Raw genomic sequence first — 18,879 nt, forward strand, 5'->3', positions numbered from 1 at the left:
CCATTATTTGATAAGGTGCTGGTCAAATCCCAAAATCACCAATTGTTCAAAAGCTTGCCATACCTGCTGAGGAATTTCTTGCTCGATTTGAAAACCTAGTTTCGGATATTCCTTTATTCGTTGCAAATCTCCCACCATGGATTGAATAACTATGGCCATAGAAATCTCCTCATTGGGATAGCTATCAATTGGAATTTCCGGGCTGGTCACCCACACCATTTTCTCTGGCCAATTTTGCTTAAATGTGGCATAAGAGCGTCTTTCCATATAAGGCTTTTGAACAATAATGAACCTTTGGAAATCGAGATTTCTCTCTTTTAAAATGTTTTGTGTAAACTGAATGTTTTCCCCAGTGTTTGTTGACTGATTTTCAACGATAATAGCACTTTCAGGAACACCCATTTCCATGGCAATTTTTGCAAATTTGTCTGCTTCAGGCTCCTCCCAAAGGCCAAGCGTAAAATTCCCTAGTCCTCCAGAAAGAATCAAATATTCTGCCATGCCATCCAGCCAGAGATTGGCCCCTCTTTCAGCCACCCTGGTGTCATGGCTACCAAGTACCAATATGGCATCTGCCTTTTCTAAGGCATGATTTACTTTATGATAATCCCATACGACTTTTGCCAACAGCTTAATTTCACTTGTAATTGCAGGTTGTTTCTTTTTTAACATTTTTTCTAAGATTCACTCGTAAAGGATAATAAATCAATCCAATGGCATTACCGCTAAACCCACCAAATTACCTATTACTTTCAAAATTAATATATTTTTAAAGCTAAATTTAAAAAGCCCATTGATAATTATTAAATTATAGGCCTATAATCACACTAACAATATCATGATATCTAGAAGGAAATTAATTAAGCGCTTGGCATCTCTTCCCATTCTGGGCGGATTGGCAGGTAGTAGCACCTTGTTGGCAGATACTTTACCATCAACTACCGCTGCTGTAGCAAAAAGGGATTTAATAAAGGAGTTGGGTTTAAGGACATTTATCAATGCCGCTGGAAATTACACTTCCATGACTGCCTCTTTAATGCCACCTGAGGTAATGGAAACCATTAATTTGGCCTCCAAAAAATATGTAATGCTTAACGATGTTCAGGACAGAGTAGGCGAAAAAATTGCTGGCCTTTGCCATGCAGAAGGAGCAATGGTTACGGCTGGTTGCTGGTCTGCATTGGTCTTAGGAATGGCTGGAGTACTTACAGGAAAAGATTCCAAAAAAGCCGCCCAATTGCCCTTTTTGGAAGGCACAGGTATGAAAACGGAAGTAATTCTCCAGAAAAGTCATGCAAACGGATACCATCATGCCCTTACCAATACGGGCGTTAAATTGATAATGATTGAAACAAAGCAGGAACTAGAGGCTGCTATCAGCGAAAAAACTGCCATGATGTGGTTTTTAAATCGGGAAGCTCCAGTAGGTCAAATCAAACATGAGGAATGGGTAGCTATCGCCAAAAAACATGGTATTCCTACCATGAACGATATTGCCGCTGACGTTCCTCCTGTAGAAAACTTATGGAGATTCAATGACATGGGTTTTGACCTTGTAGCGATATCTGGTGGCAAAGCCATGGCTGGTCCACAAAGTGCTGGTATCTTGATGGGGAAAAAACATTTAATAGAAGCTGCCAGGCTAAGTGCGCCCCCAAGAGGTGGCAATATAGGTCGTGGACAGAAAGTAAATAAAGAAGAAATTCTAGGCATGTACATGGCTTTAGAAACCTTTATCAACAGGGACCACGATAAGATATGGCAAACCTGGGAAGACAGAGTGGCACTGATCGATGATGCTATTGCAGACATCCCGGGAATTACTACCGAGGTGGTAATACCAGAAGTCGCCAATCACAACCCTTCTCTTAAAATCAGTTGGGAAGGAAGTCAGCATGGATTCTCTGCCAAAGATGTTGGAGGAGATCTTAGAGAAGGTAATCCATCCATAGAAACCATCGACTGGGAAGAACCAAAAAGTTTACGTTTGACCGTATTTATGCTTGAAAAGGGCCAGGACAAAATTGTAGCTAAAAAACTAAAAGAGTCTTTAGCAAAAAGAACGGCTTAAAGGAAGTCAAAAAGGGTTGCACCCTTTTATAAACCTATTTTACAAGAAATCCGGCCGGGTAGTTATTTAGACTAATCGAGCCGGATTTTTTTTCACATATATTCCGAATTGGCATTCTCGATTGTCTGTAAGAGCACAGTTATAAAGAAGAGCTGTGTATTTTGCATCTGGACATGGGGCCCCGGTGGGTGGTTTTTAAAGGGCTAATAGTACGAAATAACAAAACCATTGCATATATTGGGTAAAAATAACTCCCAGGTCTTGATGAACTCTCAAGACTATTTCGAGTTTGTGTCCGAACAATTCCAAATCCAGTGCTAAATAATTTAGAGTAATCGCTCATAGTTTTTTACGGTTACCGATGGTTTCTGGTATTCTATTTTTATTATTGTAAGATTTTCTATGGTGAAGTTTCCACAAATACAACGAGGCAAAATTTATGTTATGCTAGCCGTCCTCTCATGGCTAGCATTACTCCTTGTGAATTTGATCAGAGTATTTGGTGAAATCAATCAAATGGAAGGTTTGATTAGTAAGGAAATCACCTGGATACTAGAAATTCTCTTTTTTATCTGGTTGTACATTTTTTTCAATGACGCCATAAAGAAAAATCAAAACCGAAATTTCATCTTTTTTATCTGGAGGGCAGCTTCGACGGGTTTGATGGCTACAGGTACCTCCTTTCTTATAATTTTCTTCTATTATCTTCTGGGGGACTCCAGATTATCTGAAGACCCTCTTCTGAAGAATTTCTTCTACCATGTAAATTTTGCCGTAGTTTCGATCTTCCTGATTTCAACCACCTTGAGCTGGAAACACCTGATACTTTACCAAAAAAGTAAAGCTATCGTACAGCAATGGCAAGCCTACGAAGTAATCCTATTGATCAGCATGTTCTTTGTTCTGATCAGTCAAGCAAGTTTTAATTACGGTTTTATGTTTGGCCTGATCTTTCTGATCATCTATGGTGCCATTCTTTCTATCAACCTAAAATGGATCCCCTACCTGACTTTTCGGGAAAAATGGAAGTCTATTTTATTTTTGGTGATTATTATTGCCTGCACGGTTTACCTCTTTTTCCGACTGGTTTCCTACACGCAACAAAACATTCATTTTGTTAATTTATCGGAAAATCTCTTCCTACTAGGTCTTTTTGTTTTCGTGCTTTTATATGCGGTTTTCAGTTCATTGGTAACCTTGTTTAACCTGCCAACTTCTTCTGTATTTGAGCAGAAACTTACAGAGGCCATCAGTTTCCAAAAGTTAAGCCAATCCATAAAACCAGGGGAAAATGAAGAGCAGGTCCTTGACATCTTAATGGATAGCTGTATGAGTGCAGCCTATGTGGATGCAGGCTGGCTGGAACTCTACCCTTCCGAACCTGAACAACCCTCTAAAATACAATTGCAGAAATTTATCAGCAATGGGGAACGTCAGGAAGTGATGCGCTTATTAAAAAAGGTTGCGCCATTCGCTGCCTACTTCAATGGACAGACTACTGCGCGAACCGAGTACTTGTATGGGCAGATTCCTCATGAAATATATAAATCAGTGCTTGTACTTCCTGTATCTGCAAATAAAAAAATACTGGGTGACATCTTCCTATTAAAGGAAGTCAAGGATGGCTTTAATAAAGAAATGATAAATATCATTTCAACCTTTGCCGGGCAGACCTCCATTTCTATTGAAAACCACCGACTTCTCAATGAAGCCATCAAAAATGAACGGTATAGAGAAGAACTGGAAATTGCCCAAAGGGTGCAACGTAGCCTATTGCCTTCAGAATTACATCACAATAATTGTTTTGAAATTGATGGTTTTTCCGCCGCTGCAGATGAGGTGGGTGGCGACTACTATGAAACTTACCGTTTCGACAAAGAAAATTTTGCATTGATCATTGGGGATGTTTCCGGAAAAGGAACTTCTGCAGCATTCAACATGTCGCAAATGAAAGGCGTCTTTCATAGCTTGGTACAATTAAATCTCCCTCCAAAAGACTTTTTATCGAAAGCAAACAATGCCCTAAGCAGATGCCTTGAAAAAAACAACTTTATAACTACTACGTATTACACCATCAATACCTTAACGAAAGAAATCCATTTTGCGCGGGCGGGACATTGTCCAACCTTATATTATTCCCGGGAAAAAGATATTTCCCGCTTTTTGAACATCAAAGGTATGGGGCTTGGTATCGTCAGAAACGATGGGTACGAAAATTACCTGGAAGAAGGTTATTTGAAATATCTACCGGGAGATGTAATGGTCATGTATACAGATGGCATAGTAGAAGCAAAAAACAAAGACAATCAAGAATTTGGTTATGATAAGCTAAGGATACTTTTGAATGATTTAAAAGATTTTCAAGCATTGGAAATAAAAAGAAAAATAGTAGAAGAAGTTTATGATTTTGTTGGCAGAGAGACTTTACCAGATGATGATTATTCAATTTTGGTCATCAAATTTAAAGCATAAACTAAAAAAAGCTTAAAACGTATAATTGAATATGTTAACAATAAATAAAACGGCAGAAGAAGGCTATTTAATCATTAGCCTAGAAGGAGAAGTGGATGCGAGTAATTCAGTAGAACTGGATGAAGTGATTCAAGAAGCCCTAAATGAAGAGATCAAAAACATTTTAGTGAATGGCCATAAGCTACAGTACATTTCGTCTGCAGGCTTGGGGGTTTTCATGTCCTATTTAGAAGATTTTAAGGAAAATAACATCCAGTTTATTATATACGGGCTCAACGAAAAAGTCATGAATGTCTTTCATATTTTGGGCCTAGACCAATTAATGACTATAAAAGACACCAAAGAAGAAGCTGAAAAATCACTCCATGAAGCATGAATTGAAGCTATATTGTGAAAAAAGTCAGTTGGCAGAATTAAGGGCATTTATTTCAAAAACCCTTGCCCCAACAAACTTAAATGATGTTAGCCAAAATCAATTGATATTGGCGGTGGAAGAGGTATGTGCCAACCTTATTATTCATTCCCATGATTGCGATCCTCACAGTTTTTTAATGCTTAAAGTGAATTTAAATGCCGACAATATCATTTTTGAAATTTTAGATTCCGGAAAAGCATTTAATTTAATTGAATACAAATCTCCCGAAGTAGACTCCGTTATGAAAGAGAGGAGAAAAGGCGGACTAGGATTGCTCCTGGTAAGAAAAATTATGGATAAAATAGAATTTGAAACCAATCATTCTATTAATACCTGTCGCTTGATAAAAAAACTCAATTCCAAATAATTGTTAAATCCCATCACTTATCCGGGTCAACTCCCCGAATTGTGGGGTAAAAGTTGTAACATTGCAGATTAAATTGTACCAATTGTCCTATGAATTTGAAGCATATATATTTCCTTTTGTTAGGAATTTTATTTGCAAGTGCCACTCCGGTTCCTGATGTCATCAAGGAAGCAAATCCACTATCGGACTACCTTTTAAAAATAAACGGAGAAACTTCTGACAGAGAGGAATTTCTTTATATACTAAATAAGAACCGGCAGAAGGATACTAGCCCCATTAGCAGAACTGATTTTGAGCAGAATTTTGAGTTATTTGTTGACTATAAACTCAAAGTTAAGTATGCGATGGATTTGGGTATGCACCAGACAAAGGCATTTAAAACCGAATTCGCTGCTTTCAAAGACGAATTAAAAAAGCCTTATCTACTGGAAAATTCACTGACCGAAGGTGAGTTAAGAAAAGCCTACAGCAGGATGCAGGAAGTAGTAAAAGCCAGCCATATTCTTTTCGCATTTCCTAATAATGCATCGAAAGAGGATTCCATAGCTGTCTATAGAATGGCGGAAAAAATAAAAGCCGAAGCATCTGCTGGGGCCGATTTCCAGCAGTTAGCAGCAAAATATTCAGATGACCCTTCTGTGTCTTCTAACAAAGGAAATTTAGGGTATTTTACAGCCATGCAAATGGTTTTGCCCTTTGAAGAAGCGGCATACAATCTTAAAATTGGTGAAATTTCCTCTCCTATTATTTCAGATTTTGGTTACCATATTATCAAGTTGGAAGACCGTAGGCCAAACCCTGGACAGTTACATGTATCACATCTTCTAATACGTGTTGGGGCAGATGTAAGTGTAAAGGAAGAAGAAATTGCCTTGAATAAAATCAATCAAATCCATAAAACTTTGCTTGAGGATTCTTCTCAGTGGCTAGACTTGGTGAAGACCTATTCTGAAGACCCAGGTAGTAAGGCCAATAAAGGAATGATCCCTTGGTTTGGGGTAGGTTCTATTGTTCCTGAATTCGAACATGCCGCTTTCTCATTGAATAAAAAAGGGGATTTTTCCACACCAGTTAAAACGGAATATGGCTACCATATCATTCGATTAGAAGCATCAAAACCAGTACCTCCCTTTAACGAAGTTCTCCCCGCGATAAAATCCAGTATACTGAAAGACAGCCGGTCAAAATTGATTAAAAGCCAGGTTTTAGCCATGCAAAAGGCGAAATTTAACGTCGTTGAAAACTATCAACTCCTTACAATTCTTAAAACTACTTTCGCTAACCAAAAAGGAAAACCTACTTCTCAGCTTTATTCTAAATTAGAAGAACTGTCAAAGAAGGGAGACAATCTGATAGTCCAATCCGATTGGAAAAGAGCAGAAATCAGTGATTTGATTGCCTATCTTAAAGTAGAAAACCCGCAAGGAAACGCATTATTGACCTCCTCTTTTGATGTGCTATATAAAGATTTTTCTGAGGACTTATTGTCTAAGTGGGAAGAAGAGCAACTTTATCAAAACAACCATGATTACCGGCAACTGGTCAATGAATACAGGTATGGCATGTTGTTATTTGAATTAATGAATGATGAGGTTTGGCAAAAGGCCTTGGAAGACAGCACTGGACAAAAGGCCTACTTCCAGGAAAATAGTGATCAGTACATGTGGGGTAAACGCGTAAAAGCATTGATTCTAAAGGCCAAAAAAGACCAAGACATCTCTAATATAGCGTCCTATCTCAGTACCCAAGCACTCACCGACAGCTTGTCTACTGAATTGAGCAGGAAATTTCTTGATAAAAATGCTTTGCTTTTCACTGTTGAGCAAAAAACTTACGAAGTTGATAAAAATCAACTCCTGAATGGATTGAATCTAAACCAGCCCTACCATAAAATTAATCAAGATAACGAAACTATTCTCCTGGTATTGGGAGAAATATTACCTGAAAGAGTGAAGAAATATGAAGAAACGCGGGGAAAACTCATTCAGGATTACCAAAAATACCTTGAGACAAAATTGCTTACAGAATTAAAACAAAAATATACCATCCAGGTCAATGAGGATGAAAAAGAAAAAATATACCAGTCTCTTGTTCAATAAGACATTCATTGCATGTAGCATTATGCTTTTCATGTCTTCATGTGATTTGTTTAAGATGAAGAATGATCAAGAGGATACAAACGATGCTATTGTGGCTACTGTTGGTAATGCCAACCTGTACCATTCAGACATTGACCACATAAGCAAGGAGATGTCTCCGGATTTGGATTCTGCAGAATTGGTCAGTCGTTATATTCAAAGCTGGGTAAAAAAACAGTTGGTTATACGAGAAGCAAGTCAAAACCTCACCATTAATGAGGCGGAGATTAACAGAAAATTACTGGATTACAGGTATGCCTTAATTGCGTATGAATACGAGAAAAGTTTTGTAGAAAAAACACTTAACAAAGACGTGACCCAAGAGGAAATTGAAGCCTATTATACCACCAATAACCAAAATTTTGCCCTAAAGGAAATAATTGTCCGGACCAATTTTGTGAAATTAGAAAAAGACATCCCCCAAAAGAGACAATTAGAACGACTGCTAAATAGCAATCAGGAAAGCCAGAAGGAAGAACTAAAGGAGTTTGCTATCCGTTATGCAAACAATTACTTTATGGAGGATTCCACTTGGATCAATTTTGATGACATTATCTTAAACACCCCGTTAACCAAAAACAACAACCACGTTCAATTGCTCCGGAACGAAAAGTTGATTCATGTTGATGACGAAATCTACTCCTATTATTTCAAAATATTGGAATACAGGCTTCAGGATCAGGTGCCACCATTAGAGTTTGTGAAAGATGAGATCTCAAAGATCATCGTTAATAAAAGGAGAGCTGAAATAGCCGAAAAATTAAAAAGAGATATTTACAATAATGCACTTAAAAACAATGAGTTTACCATATATGAATAAATTGACCAAAAGCCTCAGCTTACTGGTGGTGCTAGGTCTTTCCGTTTTCCAAATGACTATGGCACAAGACACTACTACTGAGTCTGCCAGTCCTGAAGAAAAAAAGAAGGAAGAAAAGCCAACTGGACAAGTACTGGATAAGATCATCGCCAAAGTAGACAATTACATCATTTTGGAGTCTGATCTTCAAAAAGCCTATTTGGAAGCCTCTTCACAAGCCCAACAAGGTTTTGAGATACCATCAAGATGCCAGGTATTTGAATCCTTGCTGATTAATAAAATGATGATGGCAAAATCGGAAATTGATTCTGTGATTGTTTCTGAAGCCGAGGTAATTATCCAAACAGATCAACGCTTCAATATGGTACTCCAGCAATTTGGAGGAGATGAGGAAATGCTTATTGAAAACTATGGTAAAACAGGTGATCAATTAAAAAGCGAGATCCAGGATGCTGTAAAAGAACAACTGGTGGTAGGAAAAATGCAGGGTGTGATCACTCAAGACCTACAAGTTTCTCCAAATGATGTGCGGAAATTTTACAGTTCAATTCCCAAGGATTCCTTGCCTTTCTTCTCCTCAGAGGTGGTTGTTGGACAAATCGTGAAAAAACCAGAAGTAAGCCAATCTGAAAAAGACAAGGTATTTAAGAAATTAGCGGAAATAAAAGAACAAATTCTCAATGGTGGAGCTGACTTTGCCGACATGGCCAGACAGTATTCCCAAGATCCGGGATCAGGCGCCCAAGGTGGTGATTTAGGGTTTTTCAAAAGAGGGGAATTGGCTCCTGAATATGAGGCGACGGCCTTTGCGCTAAAGCCAGGAGAAATCAGTGATCCCGTAGAAACCATGTTTGGTTTCCATATGATCCAGTTACTCGAAAGAAGAGGTAATACTTTTAATACAAGGCATATATTAATGATTCCTACGCCATCAGAAGAAGACCTGGTTAAGGCGGAACAGTTTTTGGATAGTCTTCGGCAAGAAATCGTAGATGGGAAAATACCTTTTGCCAAGGCGGCTAAAGAGAATTCTGATGACAGAGAAACTTCAGATGCAGGAGGTTTTTTTACTGATCCCGCCACAGGATCCAATAGATTAACTTCACGAACACTGGAAGACCCTATCCTCTTTTTCACTTTGGACAGTATGGAAATAGGAGACATCACCCCGACGGTTAGGTTTGACGATGTTGACCCAAGAAACGGAAGGTCTGAGCCAGGAGTACGGATACTCTATTACAAGGCCCGTTATCCAGCCCACAGGGCTAATATTTCGGATGATTACGAAAAATTAAAGGCTGCAGCCAGAAGGAAAAAAGAAGAAGACATCTTGGCCAATTGGTTTGTTGTGGCCAAAGAGGAAGTATTTATTGATATAGACCCTAACTATGATAAATGCGAAGTTTTAAAAGATAAGTAAAAATAAAAACCCACTTAAAAATGCTTCCTAAAACTTTTAGGAAGCATTTTTTTTTGCTGGAATTATCTATTATTCAACCCGAAATAGGTAACGAGCTATTAGCATTCAATTATATTATTCAGTAAACAAATTTCAACACAAATTATTCTCTAAAGCCCTAATTCTAAATGGAATACAAGCATCTCAATTTGTAAAAAAGGAAAGTAATACTTCGGAATAAAAGGACTCTTTAACAAAAAACCATACTAACATAAGAAGGAACAACACATTTTCTCTATATTAACAAATTACTCACTTTATTCATAAACTCTTTATATTCAGTTAATAAATAATCCATTACAACAAAAAACTATAAAAATAATTTGAAAGCAATTGATTATATAAGATATTATTTATATCATTGTTTTTTTATTATACTTTTAAATTTTATTTACATGAAAAAAATTAATGTAGTTGTTTTATTTTTGGTATTTGCAGTAGGAGTTTCTAGCTGCTCACAACGCCTTATCGACTTTACAATTATCAGTTCTAAAAATGTTAGTTTTAACATGGACAAAACAGCTGGTAAAAGAGTTACAGAATCTGATATGGGATTCCTAGGAATGGGAGCAAATATTAAGGATGCTATGGATCGAGCCCTTGAAAGTGCGGGTCCTAATTATGACATCCTAGTTGATGGTGTTGTTTTTATCAAGCAATATCCTTTCTGGGCAGGTTATGAGGTAGAAGGTACTGCTCTTTCAAGCAAAGATATGAAAACGTCTATGGGAGAAGAAGCGTTCAACAAATGGTATGCTTCTGCAAACGTTTTTAATCCTAAAGAGTCTACGACAAAAACAGAAGACTAAGAAATAAATAAAATTTATTTCTATTTTAGGTAAAAACCCCATTGAATTAAATTTTAATGGGGTTTTTACTTAACCCACATTGCAGCTTTTGGTCGTTAAATTAGAAATTTCAGTTTATTTTCTGTTTTTAATCTGCAAATTATTCGTACCCCCCTACGATCAAATTTTTTTACGCTCTCCACGGGGCCTTCATTTGGTTTGTAGTACACAGAGGGTATTGGATTTGGGATCTAAAGATCAGTACTTTACGGGATGTATTTCAAGTTCTCTTTACGAAAACACCCCCAATCAGGAAAGCTATGCGATTACTACCGTCTGGTGGAGAGTTACCGTAATGCGGACAACAGGATATGCCACCGTACCATTCTGAATGTAGGATTCATTGAGGACACCACCCCAGAGCAGCTCAATAAGATCCAGAAGCACCTTACCGATAAATATGAGCAAAAGACATCTCTATTTGATCAGGAAGAAGATCCTGAGGTCACACGATATGTTGAAGATTTTTGGCAGCGTATCCTATTATCAAAAAAGCTGGACATCAAGTCAGCAGAGAAACTGTCGCGCATGGTCAACATGGACACACTTCAGCACAGCAATGCAAGGGAGATCGGAGCGGAGAACATAGCTTATCAGACATGGGAGAAGCTGAACCTAACGCCGTTGCTGCTTTCGGTCGGCTTCAGCCCCGAACAGGCCAAGCTTGCGGCCACACAGGTTGTAAGCCGTGCGGTATACCCGGCCTCAGAGCTGAAAACCGTGCGCTGGATAAAGGAAAACTCTGCGGTGTGCGAACTTACCGGGTACGAGGCAGACAAAGTGACAAAAGACAGGCTTTACAAAAGTGCCCTTGACTTGTACAAGGCCAAGGATTCAATCGAAAAGCACCTGTCCAGACGTACCAACGAGCTGTTTGACCTGGAGGATAAGATCATTCTTTACGACCTGACCAACACCTATTTTGAGGGAGAAAAGCGGAACAGCCAACTCGCAAAATTCGGAAGGAGCAAGGAAAAGAGAAACGACGCAAAGCTCATTGTGCTCGCCCTGGTGGTCAACGTGGAAGGCTTCATAAAATATTCCTCCATTCTGGAAGGAAACATTGCCGACTGCAATACCCTATCGGCAATGATCGAGAAACTCGCGTCCCATACCTGCCGTGGTCCTGCAGTAGTGGTACTTGATGCCGGCATCGCCACAGAGGAAAACCTCAGACTTATCGAAAGTAAAGGGTACCGATATCTCTGTGTAAGCCGTACCCGGCTGAAAGATTACAGCTATGTTCCCGGAAGGCTTACCACCTTGCTGGATACAAAATCAAAGCAGACCATCAGACTCAGATCAGTCAATACAGAAAAAAACACCGATTATTACCTTGAGGTCAAAAGCCCTTCCAAGGAAAAAAAGAGGAAGGGATGAAGCTCCAGTTTGAAAATAGGTTTGAGCAGGAACTCCAAAAGATACACAACGCACTGCACAGCAAGGGAGGAACCAAGAAAGCTGACAAAGTCCACCAGCGTATAGGCAGGGCCAAAGAAAAATACCCGTCTGTCCAGCGTTATTATGACATTACCGTAAGCAGTGATGCGAAAACAGGTCTGGCCACAGAAATCACATGGAAAAAAGACCCGGACAGGCATCAGGAAAAAAATGAAAGCCTGGGCGTCTATTTTCTCCGGACCAACCTGAATGTACAGGAAGAGTATGTGGTCTGGAATATTTATAATACCATCAGAGAGATAGAAAACGCATTCCGTACCCTGAAAACCGACCTGGACCTAAGGCCTATCTACCACAAAAACGACGACGCCACCATGGCACACCTCCATCTGGGGATATTGGCTTACTGGCTGGTCAATACGGTAAGGCATCAATTAAAACACAATGGCATAAAAAACTGCTGGGGAGAAATTGTCAGAATAGGCAATACCCAGAAGGTAATCACTACTTCGGGGACCAACACATACAACAAAACCATCACCACCCGAAAATGCACAGTACCCAACAAAAATCTAAAGCAGATCTACGATATCCTCCAAACCAAATACCAGCCATTTACCAAACGAAAATCCGTAGTACACAAAACGGAAATCGAAAAAATTGAAAGACCTGAAAAACAGATACTTCTGAGCGGTTAGCTGCAATGTGGGTTAAAATATGTTAATTGCCCAAATCATATTTTATCTATTTAATTGATACTAAAACAATTAAAGTATCGGTTTTACAAATGTGCTTTAATAGCACATTGGATTTACTAGTAAACGAGTTTCCTTAAATTTTATTTTTAAATGCCATAAGGATATAAATTCTTATTGGTTACCTATTAGAATATCACCCGATTATGAATATTATATATTTTCAATAATTATATTATATTGTGCAGTTGATATACATATAAATGTATAAAACAACACTTCTAATAAAAAACACATATCGAATTCTTATCCTAGTAATATAATATCTCTATCCATTCCTGGAATTACCGGTGTAGCCTACTATTAAAAAATCAATTGAAAGTAGTCTTTGCTAAATTTTGCTTCAAAAAATCAGAAAATTTTTGGATCCGCTCTGCATCATGCATTTTCAGCGCAGTAACACTGAACTGATAAGCCAACAGTTCATTTTTATTATTGTAATGATTGATGGCTTGGTTAAAATACTGAAGGCCGATTAAGTTTTGTAGGTCAATACTTTTATAAATTACAGGCGTAATTCCCTCTTGATTCGCTGCTAAAACACTCCATTGGCTGGAAATATTTTCTCCACTGCTGTATTTCTCCAGATAGGCTTTTTGCGCTTCCTTATCCAAAATAAAACCATTTATGGGGTCTGTAACCTCCAAAACAATGAAATCATTGTCGACCAGGACCTTTAAAAAAACATGGTAGGTGGTTTCTATAATTTCATAATCAAAACCAAAATAATCCAGTAAGCCAGCCAAAATCAAAGAGCCACTTACACAGTCATAACTTCCCGAAACAAAAGTATCTTGAGCCAAGCTAAACTGTTTGTATTGACGAAACAACTGTTGATGGGATCGATAGAATATATTTTTTACCATTTTTCGAGTAGCACCCCATTTACCATAGTCTTTGCTCAATTGCTCATGTAAATTGGCAAACTGCTCGTTTTCTGAACGCCATGACAGCACCAAGGCTGAGCGCTCAGATGGAGTTTCCAAATTTGGCAAATACGCATGGTTTTTGGCCAGAATCGTTTCCGAAACTGAAGCCAATAAAAGTAAACCCAACAGGAGTAGTGCCTTACGCATTTGTCTAAATTAACTAACTGTTAATTCAAGTTAACAATTTCTTAACATACAGACAAAAAAATATCCTCCCAATTGGAAGGATATAGTAAAAGTTAATATTGAACCTATTGTTTACCCAAGAAAAAAGTCCGCTGAACTGAATTCAGTAACAGCAAGTCTTAAGTTGACTTTAGGCAGTAACAGCAGTTAAAAAAAACAATTGAACAGTAAAAAATTAAAGTGCATAAGAAAAGTTAATATTAATCAGAGTCCCAGGGTTGAGGCTGGAAAAAATCTGGTCTTCGGCATTGAAAGAACGAAAAACTTCTTGTCTTGATTGATTGAGGAGGTTTTGAACATTTATACCGGCTTTCATTTTTTCGTTCGCACCAAAAGTTTTGTTAAGGCTTAAGTTAACCGCATGGAATGGAACCGTATAGGTGTCCGTTCTATTTCCAAAGCCAATATAGTTGAGCGTAGCACCTTGTACATTATAAAACACTCCGGCCTCAAAACCTGTCACCTGATTGGTATAGCTCAATCCTGTATTGATAATATAGGGAGCCTGTCCTGACATGTCTCTTGTTTTCACTACTTCCTCCCCTTCTCTTGCTGTAAGTTCCCTAGACATTAATTCAGCCTCAGACATTCTAATTTTAGAGCTTGTCAGCGTCCCGTTAAAGTTAAAAAAGAAGGATTCAAGTGAAGGGCTTAGAAAAGCCAGGGATTTTCTCAATTCTAATTCTATACCAGCAACAGTTCCTTTACCCACATTTCTAGGCTGAAAAGCACCTGGATCAGAAAGGAATTGTACCATTTCTATGGGCTTATCGAATGTTTTATAAAAGGCACTTACAGATAGCAGTTGTCCTGCTGGAAGAAATTGCTCCCATCTCAGGTCGAAATTATTAATCCGGGTAGCTTCCAGGTTTCCATCCCATAATACCTCAGTACCTCCTTCGGTTCTTTCTTCAAACAACCCACCAATAAAAGTCCTACCAGTAATAGGGTCCAGAATCTCAGCAAAGGACATCTCTTTAAAAGATGGTCTGGCAATAGTCCTTGAGAAAGAGAAACGAAGGTTTTGATTTTCCTTAAGGTTCTTGATCAGGTTAATCGTAGGGAAAAAATCCACATCTCCCAATACTTTTTCATTGTTGTATACTATGGTTTGGGTTTGGTTAGAACCCGTATAATACTGGTCAAATTTTTCCACACGTAATCCTACAATCGCTTTTAGCTTGGCTACAGGGGTGAATTCACTGTGTGCATAAACACCAACATTGCTCAGGTTGGCATCATAGCTATTGGGGTTATTGGGTATAAAAAGCGGACTGTACCGAACACCATTTCTATTGTCTTCTGAAAAAAGGTTGTTTTCTATAAGTACCTGGTTTGGATCTCCAGTAAATGTATTGTTGCCTGTCGCAAATTGAAAGTCTTGAATTAGAAAATCCCTTTGTTTGTAGGCATAAGATGAGCCAAATCTCAATTTGGCTGATTGTCCAAAAAGAGAATGGTTTTTGGTAAGGTCAAGCTTCCCAATCAGGTTCTTCTCTTCGAGCGATCTCCATATTCTTTGCGGCAAACCTACTTCTGTAGAGATGGTATTATTCGGTTTCCTAAACCTTAGAACCCTAACATCCGGATCATCTATTGAAGACAAAGTAGGCGCTATTTTCCAATTCAATTCCCAATCGCCACCATTGATGTAATGCATGCCACTAAGCATCAAATTGGTCAAGGCCCTTTGGCTGTATTCAATATTGTATTGATCGGCTTCAAAAACGGCTCCCAAATTGGTGTTTTCGAAGGCAAAATTACCAACTTTCGATGCTCCGTTTTGCAAACGAATAAAATTCAATTTGTACTTAGAAAAGTCAGTTTTATAGGCCAATCCAAACAAGCCACCAAGCAATACATTGTTTTCTCCATAATTCCCAACAGACCTTTCCAATGGCTCCAATTCAGATTGATTGGCTTCTCTTGGTTTTGCGTAAAGGTTAAATTGAGCATCTTTAAAAAATTCAGAAGTGTTTTTATAGGTTAGGGCAAAATTATAACCAAAGGTATTATTGCCATGGGCAAACTGATCTCCCAACGAAAAGCCTAAATTGTAGTTCATCAGGTTCTGTTGTTTTGTCCCTCCAAATTCCGGATTGAAATCCTTCAGTATACTCTGGTAAAGTTGGCCTTTTTCTCCACCTGGATTTCCTACAACCTCCGCATATTGCGGGATATCCTCAATTCCTTGTGTAGGAATTGCTCTGAAACCATTGTCAAAACCTAAAAAATCTGTACCACTACCTTTAGCGGTTAAAAATCCTGAATTGAAGTGCATGGATGGGTTATAGCCTCCACCAATAGAAATCCGCATGGTTTTCTCTTCTGGAAAATCCTTGGTCTCAATGTCCACAATCCCTCCCGTAAAATCTGCCGACAGGTTACTTGTAAAGGATTTTGAGACGATAATATTGTCAATAATATTGGTAGGGAAAATATCCATTTGTATGGTATTCCTATCGGGATCCAAACCTGGAATATCGACCCCGTTTAACACTGTCTTGGTGTAACGGTCCCCGAGTCCACGGATGTACACATATTTACCACCTTCTATAGAAACCCCCGTCACACGCTTAATGGCTGAAGCAGCATCTCCATCTCCAATCTGGCGAAAGGCAGCTGAGGAAATCCCATCCATCAATTGGGTGGCATTTCTTTTTACGGTCATCAAGGCCGCCTCTGTGGTTCTGATGGCTTCTGCAGAAATGGTTACCGTTTCAAGGTCGGAAGTAAACTCCGCCATTTTAAGGTTATCAAGTAAGGTAACTTCTCCTTTATTTACCTTTATTTCCGCAAGGTTTAAACTGTTAAAAGAAATAAATGAGGCTTGTAGGGTATAAATGCCTTCTGGCAATTGAATTTCAAAATCTCCATCAAAATCAGTAACGGCTCCTAGTTGGGCACCAACTACTGAGACAGCTACTCCAAACAAAGGTTCTCCTGTACCTTCATCATAGATCGTTCCCCGAATGGTCCCATTTTGGGCCAGCAAATTTGAGGATAAAAGCAGGAACCCTATAAAGATCCAGCTATAGGTAAAATTTTTCATTTTAATTTTTTTTAATAGTACAGCGATACAATAAAAAAATTGGAAAGGGATACGCTCCGTATCCCTTTCAAAAAATAGTGGTTAGTGTTATTTTAAGTTTGTCAATTCACCTGCTACTGAAGCCCATGTCCAGTCACTGAAGGCTGCCTTGTCAGCTCCAACAGTAACAGCACCTTCAGCTACAATGCTAGCATTGGCATCCGTTCCATGTTTGAAAACAGTGGTAAGGGAAACGCCATCTGCGATAACGATTTCCAGGTTTTCGAAAGAAAGGATTCCATTGTCAAAATTCTCAAGAGACTTATCGCCGCTTAAGGAAAGGTCACCTCTGCCATCTGTGGTAGCAGGATCAGCAAAACTTTGAAAAAGGATGTTTTTGAAAGTACCACGAGCCCCATCTCTGAAATCTCCTAATTCTGTAACGTCATTGCCTACAACCGTTCCATTCTGAACGGTATGGGCTGCATTATAGGATCCTTCAGGACCATCAATTTCAAGAGCATGATCTGTAGCACCTCCAGAAAGGACAATGAAGTTGTCAAGTGTACCTGCCCAAGCCTGATCCGTATCTAAAGCATCATCTCCAGAATTCCAGATAAGGGCATTCTTTACACTTACTGTTCCTCCAAACCATTCGATTCCATCATCCTGGTTTGCGATTACTTCTACATTTTCAATGATCGTCTGAGAACCAACAGCACCTAAAGTCAAACCATTGATCTCATTTCCTTCACCAATATTGGCTCCGCCGTGACGGATGGATACATATTTGATAATTCCAGAATTATCTTCAGGATCATTTCCGCCATAAAGCCCATTTGCATCGGATGGAGGAATACCTTCAATTTGCACCTCGGTAACATCACCAGCAAAAGAACCGGGAGCATTTCCCAAAACCAATAAACCACCCCATAAACCATCAATGTCAGGATCAAGGTTAGGACTCGCAACCATACCTGGTGCTATTTCATCTGCAATAGAAGTAAAAATAATAGGTTGATCGGAAGTACCTACTGCTTCAATTTTGGCACCTCTTGCAATAACAAGGGCAGTTGCATTTGATCCGGATCCGGCTTCACCTTTAACAATTACGCCAGGGTTAATTTTCAAAGTTGCTCCAGCAGTAACAGCAATTCTACCACTTAGAACGTAAACTTTTCCAGTTTCCCATTCCTCATCAGCAGTGATATTGTTTTCGATTTTTATTATTGTAGCAACTTCACCTACTGTAAGAACATAAGTAGTGGTTTGCATGTCTCCATTTGCATCTGTAGCGACAAATTCGAAAACAAGGTTTTTATCCGCATCTTCGGCTGTGGTTTGATAAGTAAACGCATGGTTTGCGGAAACTTCTCCATTAAAGGTAATTGTCTCCAATGTGGCTCCATCTTTTTTTACTACCAAAGTAGACAAACCATCAGCTGCTGTGATAGTAGCAGTAACAGGGTCCACACTCTGTCCGGCTTCAACTACTGCTGTAGCCGGTACTCCAGATATAGCAACGGAATTATTGGGCGTTTCTTCCTCGGTACATGCTGTCATTAGAACGGCAGCGACTGTAGCGATCATCATCCAATTAAATAATTTCTTCATGGTTAGGTATTAGATTTTTACGTCTGTTTTAGATTCTGCTACAAATCTGGCTCAAAAATCTACTACCCTATAAAAAAACGAATTATGAAATTTTAAAATAAAATTGGGAGAATTAATCTTCCCTTAACATTAAAAGTAAAATAGGGCTTTAAGGTGCCTCTGCGTGTTAACAACGCTTAAAAATCAGTCGCTTAGCTATAAAGATTTCCCCTTGACCATTGAAAGAAATGCCAGATTTACACTTTCTGATACTTCAATAAGTTAAAAAAGTACGCCACACAACTTCTTGTAAGGTAAAAAATGTAATATGACAAATATGGGGTGTGTCGAAAAAATGAGTCCCTTTTTATTAATCACCTTAGCTGATGTATTT

General features: G+C 38.7%; 12 protein-coding genes and 1 pseudogene. 9 read left to right on the forward strand and 4 right to left on the reverse strand.

The window, feature by feature from the left end; genetic code table 11:
• Positions 1 to 3: 3 nt before the first annotated feature.
• On the reverse strand, positions 4 to 672 hold the full coding sequence (locus AC0L7T_RS25770) for a YdcF family protein (RefSeq protein WP_473339479.1): 669 nt from the start codon (positions 670 to 672) through the stop codon (positions 4 to 6).
• Positions 673 to 838: 166 nt separating this feature from the next.
• Between AC0L7T_RS25770 and AC0L7T_RS25775 the strand changes: the two genes are divergently transcribed.
• The 9 genes and pseudogenes from AC0L7T_RS25775 (at position 839) to AC0L7T_RS25815 (ending at position 12,689) form a co-directional block, all read left to right on the forward strand.
• A complete protein-coding gene (locus AC0L7T_RS25775) occupies positions 839 to 2,071 on the forward strand; it encodes an aminotransferase class V-fold PLP-dependent enzyme (RefSeq protein ID WP_473339481.1) in 1,233 nt (410 codons plus the stop codon).
• 402 nt (positions 2,072 to 2,473) lie between these two features.
• Positions 2,474 to 4,543, forward strand: coding sequence for a GAF domain-containing SpoIIE family protein phosphatase (locus tag AC0L7T_RS25780; protein WP_473339482.1), 2,070 nt, complete (start codon positions 2,474 to 2,476; stop codon positions 4,541 to 4,543).
• Positions 4,544 to 4,574: 31 nt separating this feature from the next.
• On the forward strand, positions 4,575 to 4,919 hold the full coding sequence (locus AC0L7T_RS25785) for an STAS domain-containing protein (protein ID WP_473339484.1): 345 nt from the start codon (positions 4,575 to 4,577) through the stop codon (positions 4,917 to 4,919).
• Entirely contained in the window at positions 4,909 to 5,325 is a 417-nt protein-coding gene (locus AC0L7T_RS25790) for an ATP-binding protein (RefSeq protein ID WP_473339485.1), read from the forward strand. Before AC0L7T_RS25785 ends, AC0L7T_RS25790 begins: the two co-directional genes overlap by 11 nt.
• Positions 5,326 to 5,441: 116 nt before the next feature.
• A complete protein-coding gene (locus AC0L7T_RS25795; RefSeq protein ID WP_473339487.1) occupies positions 5,442 to 7,424 on the forward strand; it encodes a peptidylprolyl isomerase in 1,983 nt (660 codons plus the stop codon).
• Positions 7,387 to 8,283, forward strand: coding sequence for a peptidyl-prolyl cis-trans isomerase (locus AC0L7T_RS25800; RefSeq protein WP_473339489.1), 897 nt, complete (start codon positions 7,387 to 7,389; stop codon positions 8,281 to 8,283). The genes AC0L7T_RS25795 and AC0L7T_RS25800 overlap by 38 nt, the downstream gene beginning before the upstream one ends.
• Positions 8,261 to 9,703, forward strand: coding sequence for a peptidylprolyl isomerase (locus AC0L7T_RS25805; protein ID WP_473339490.1), 1,443 nt, complete (start codon positions 8,261 to 8,263; stop codon positions 9,701 to 9,703). The genes AC0L7T_RS25800 and AC0L7T_RS25805 overlap by 23 nt, the downstream gene beginning before the upstream one ends.
• 434 nt (positions 9,704 to 10,137) lie before the next feature.
• Entirely contained in the window at positions 10,138 to 10,551 is a 414-nt protein-coding gene (locus AC0L7T_RS25810) for a hypothetical protein (RefSeq protein ID WP_473339491.1), read from the forward strand.
• Between the two features lie 252 nt (positions 10,552 to 10,803).
• Positions 10,804 to 12,689, forward strand: a pseudogene (locus AC0L7T_RS25815) (IS1634 family transposase).
• A gap of 368 nt (positions 12,690 to 13,057) precedes the next feature.
• Here AC0L7T_RS25815 and AC0L7T_RS25820 read toward each other — a convergent pair.
• The 3 genes from AC0L7T_RS25820 to AC0L7T_RS25830 all read right to left on the reverse strand — a co-directional run bounded on the left by AC0L7T_RS25820 (position 13,058) and on the right by AC0L7T_RS25830 (position 18,506).
• Positions 13,058 to 13,822, reverse strand: coding sequence for a hypothetical protein (locus AC0L7T_RS25820; protein ID WP_473339493.1), 765 nt, complete (start codon positions 13,820 to 13,822; stop codon positions 13,058 to 13,060).
• A gap of 214 nt (positions 13,823 to 14,036) precedes the next feature.
• Positions 14,037 to 16,913: a TonB-dependent receptor gene (locus AC0L7T_RS25825; RefSeq protein ID WP_473339494.1), complete on the reverse strand. Its 2,877-nt coding sequence runs from the start codon at positions 16,911 to 16,913 to the stop codon at positions 14,037 to 14,039.
• An 87-nt stretch (positions 16,914 to 17,000) separates the two neighbouring features.
• A complete protein-coding gene (locus AC0L7T_RS25830; RefSeq protein WP_473339495.1) occupies positions 17,001 to 18,506 on the reverse strand; it encodes a hypothetical protein in 1,506 nt (501 codons plus the stop codon).
• Positions 18,507 to 18,879 lie beyond the last annotated feature (373 nt).

The sequence above is a fragment of the Cyclobacterium sp. 10D3-21 genome, from assembly GCF_055809755.1.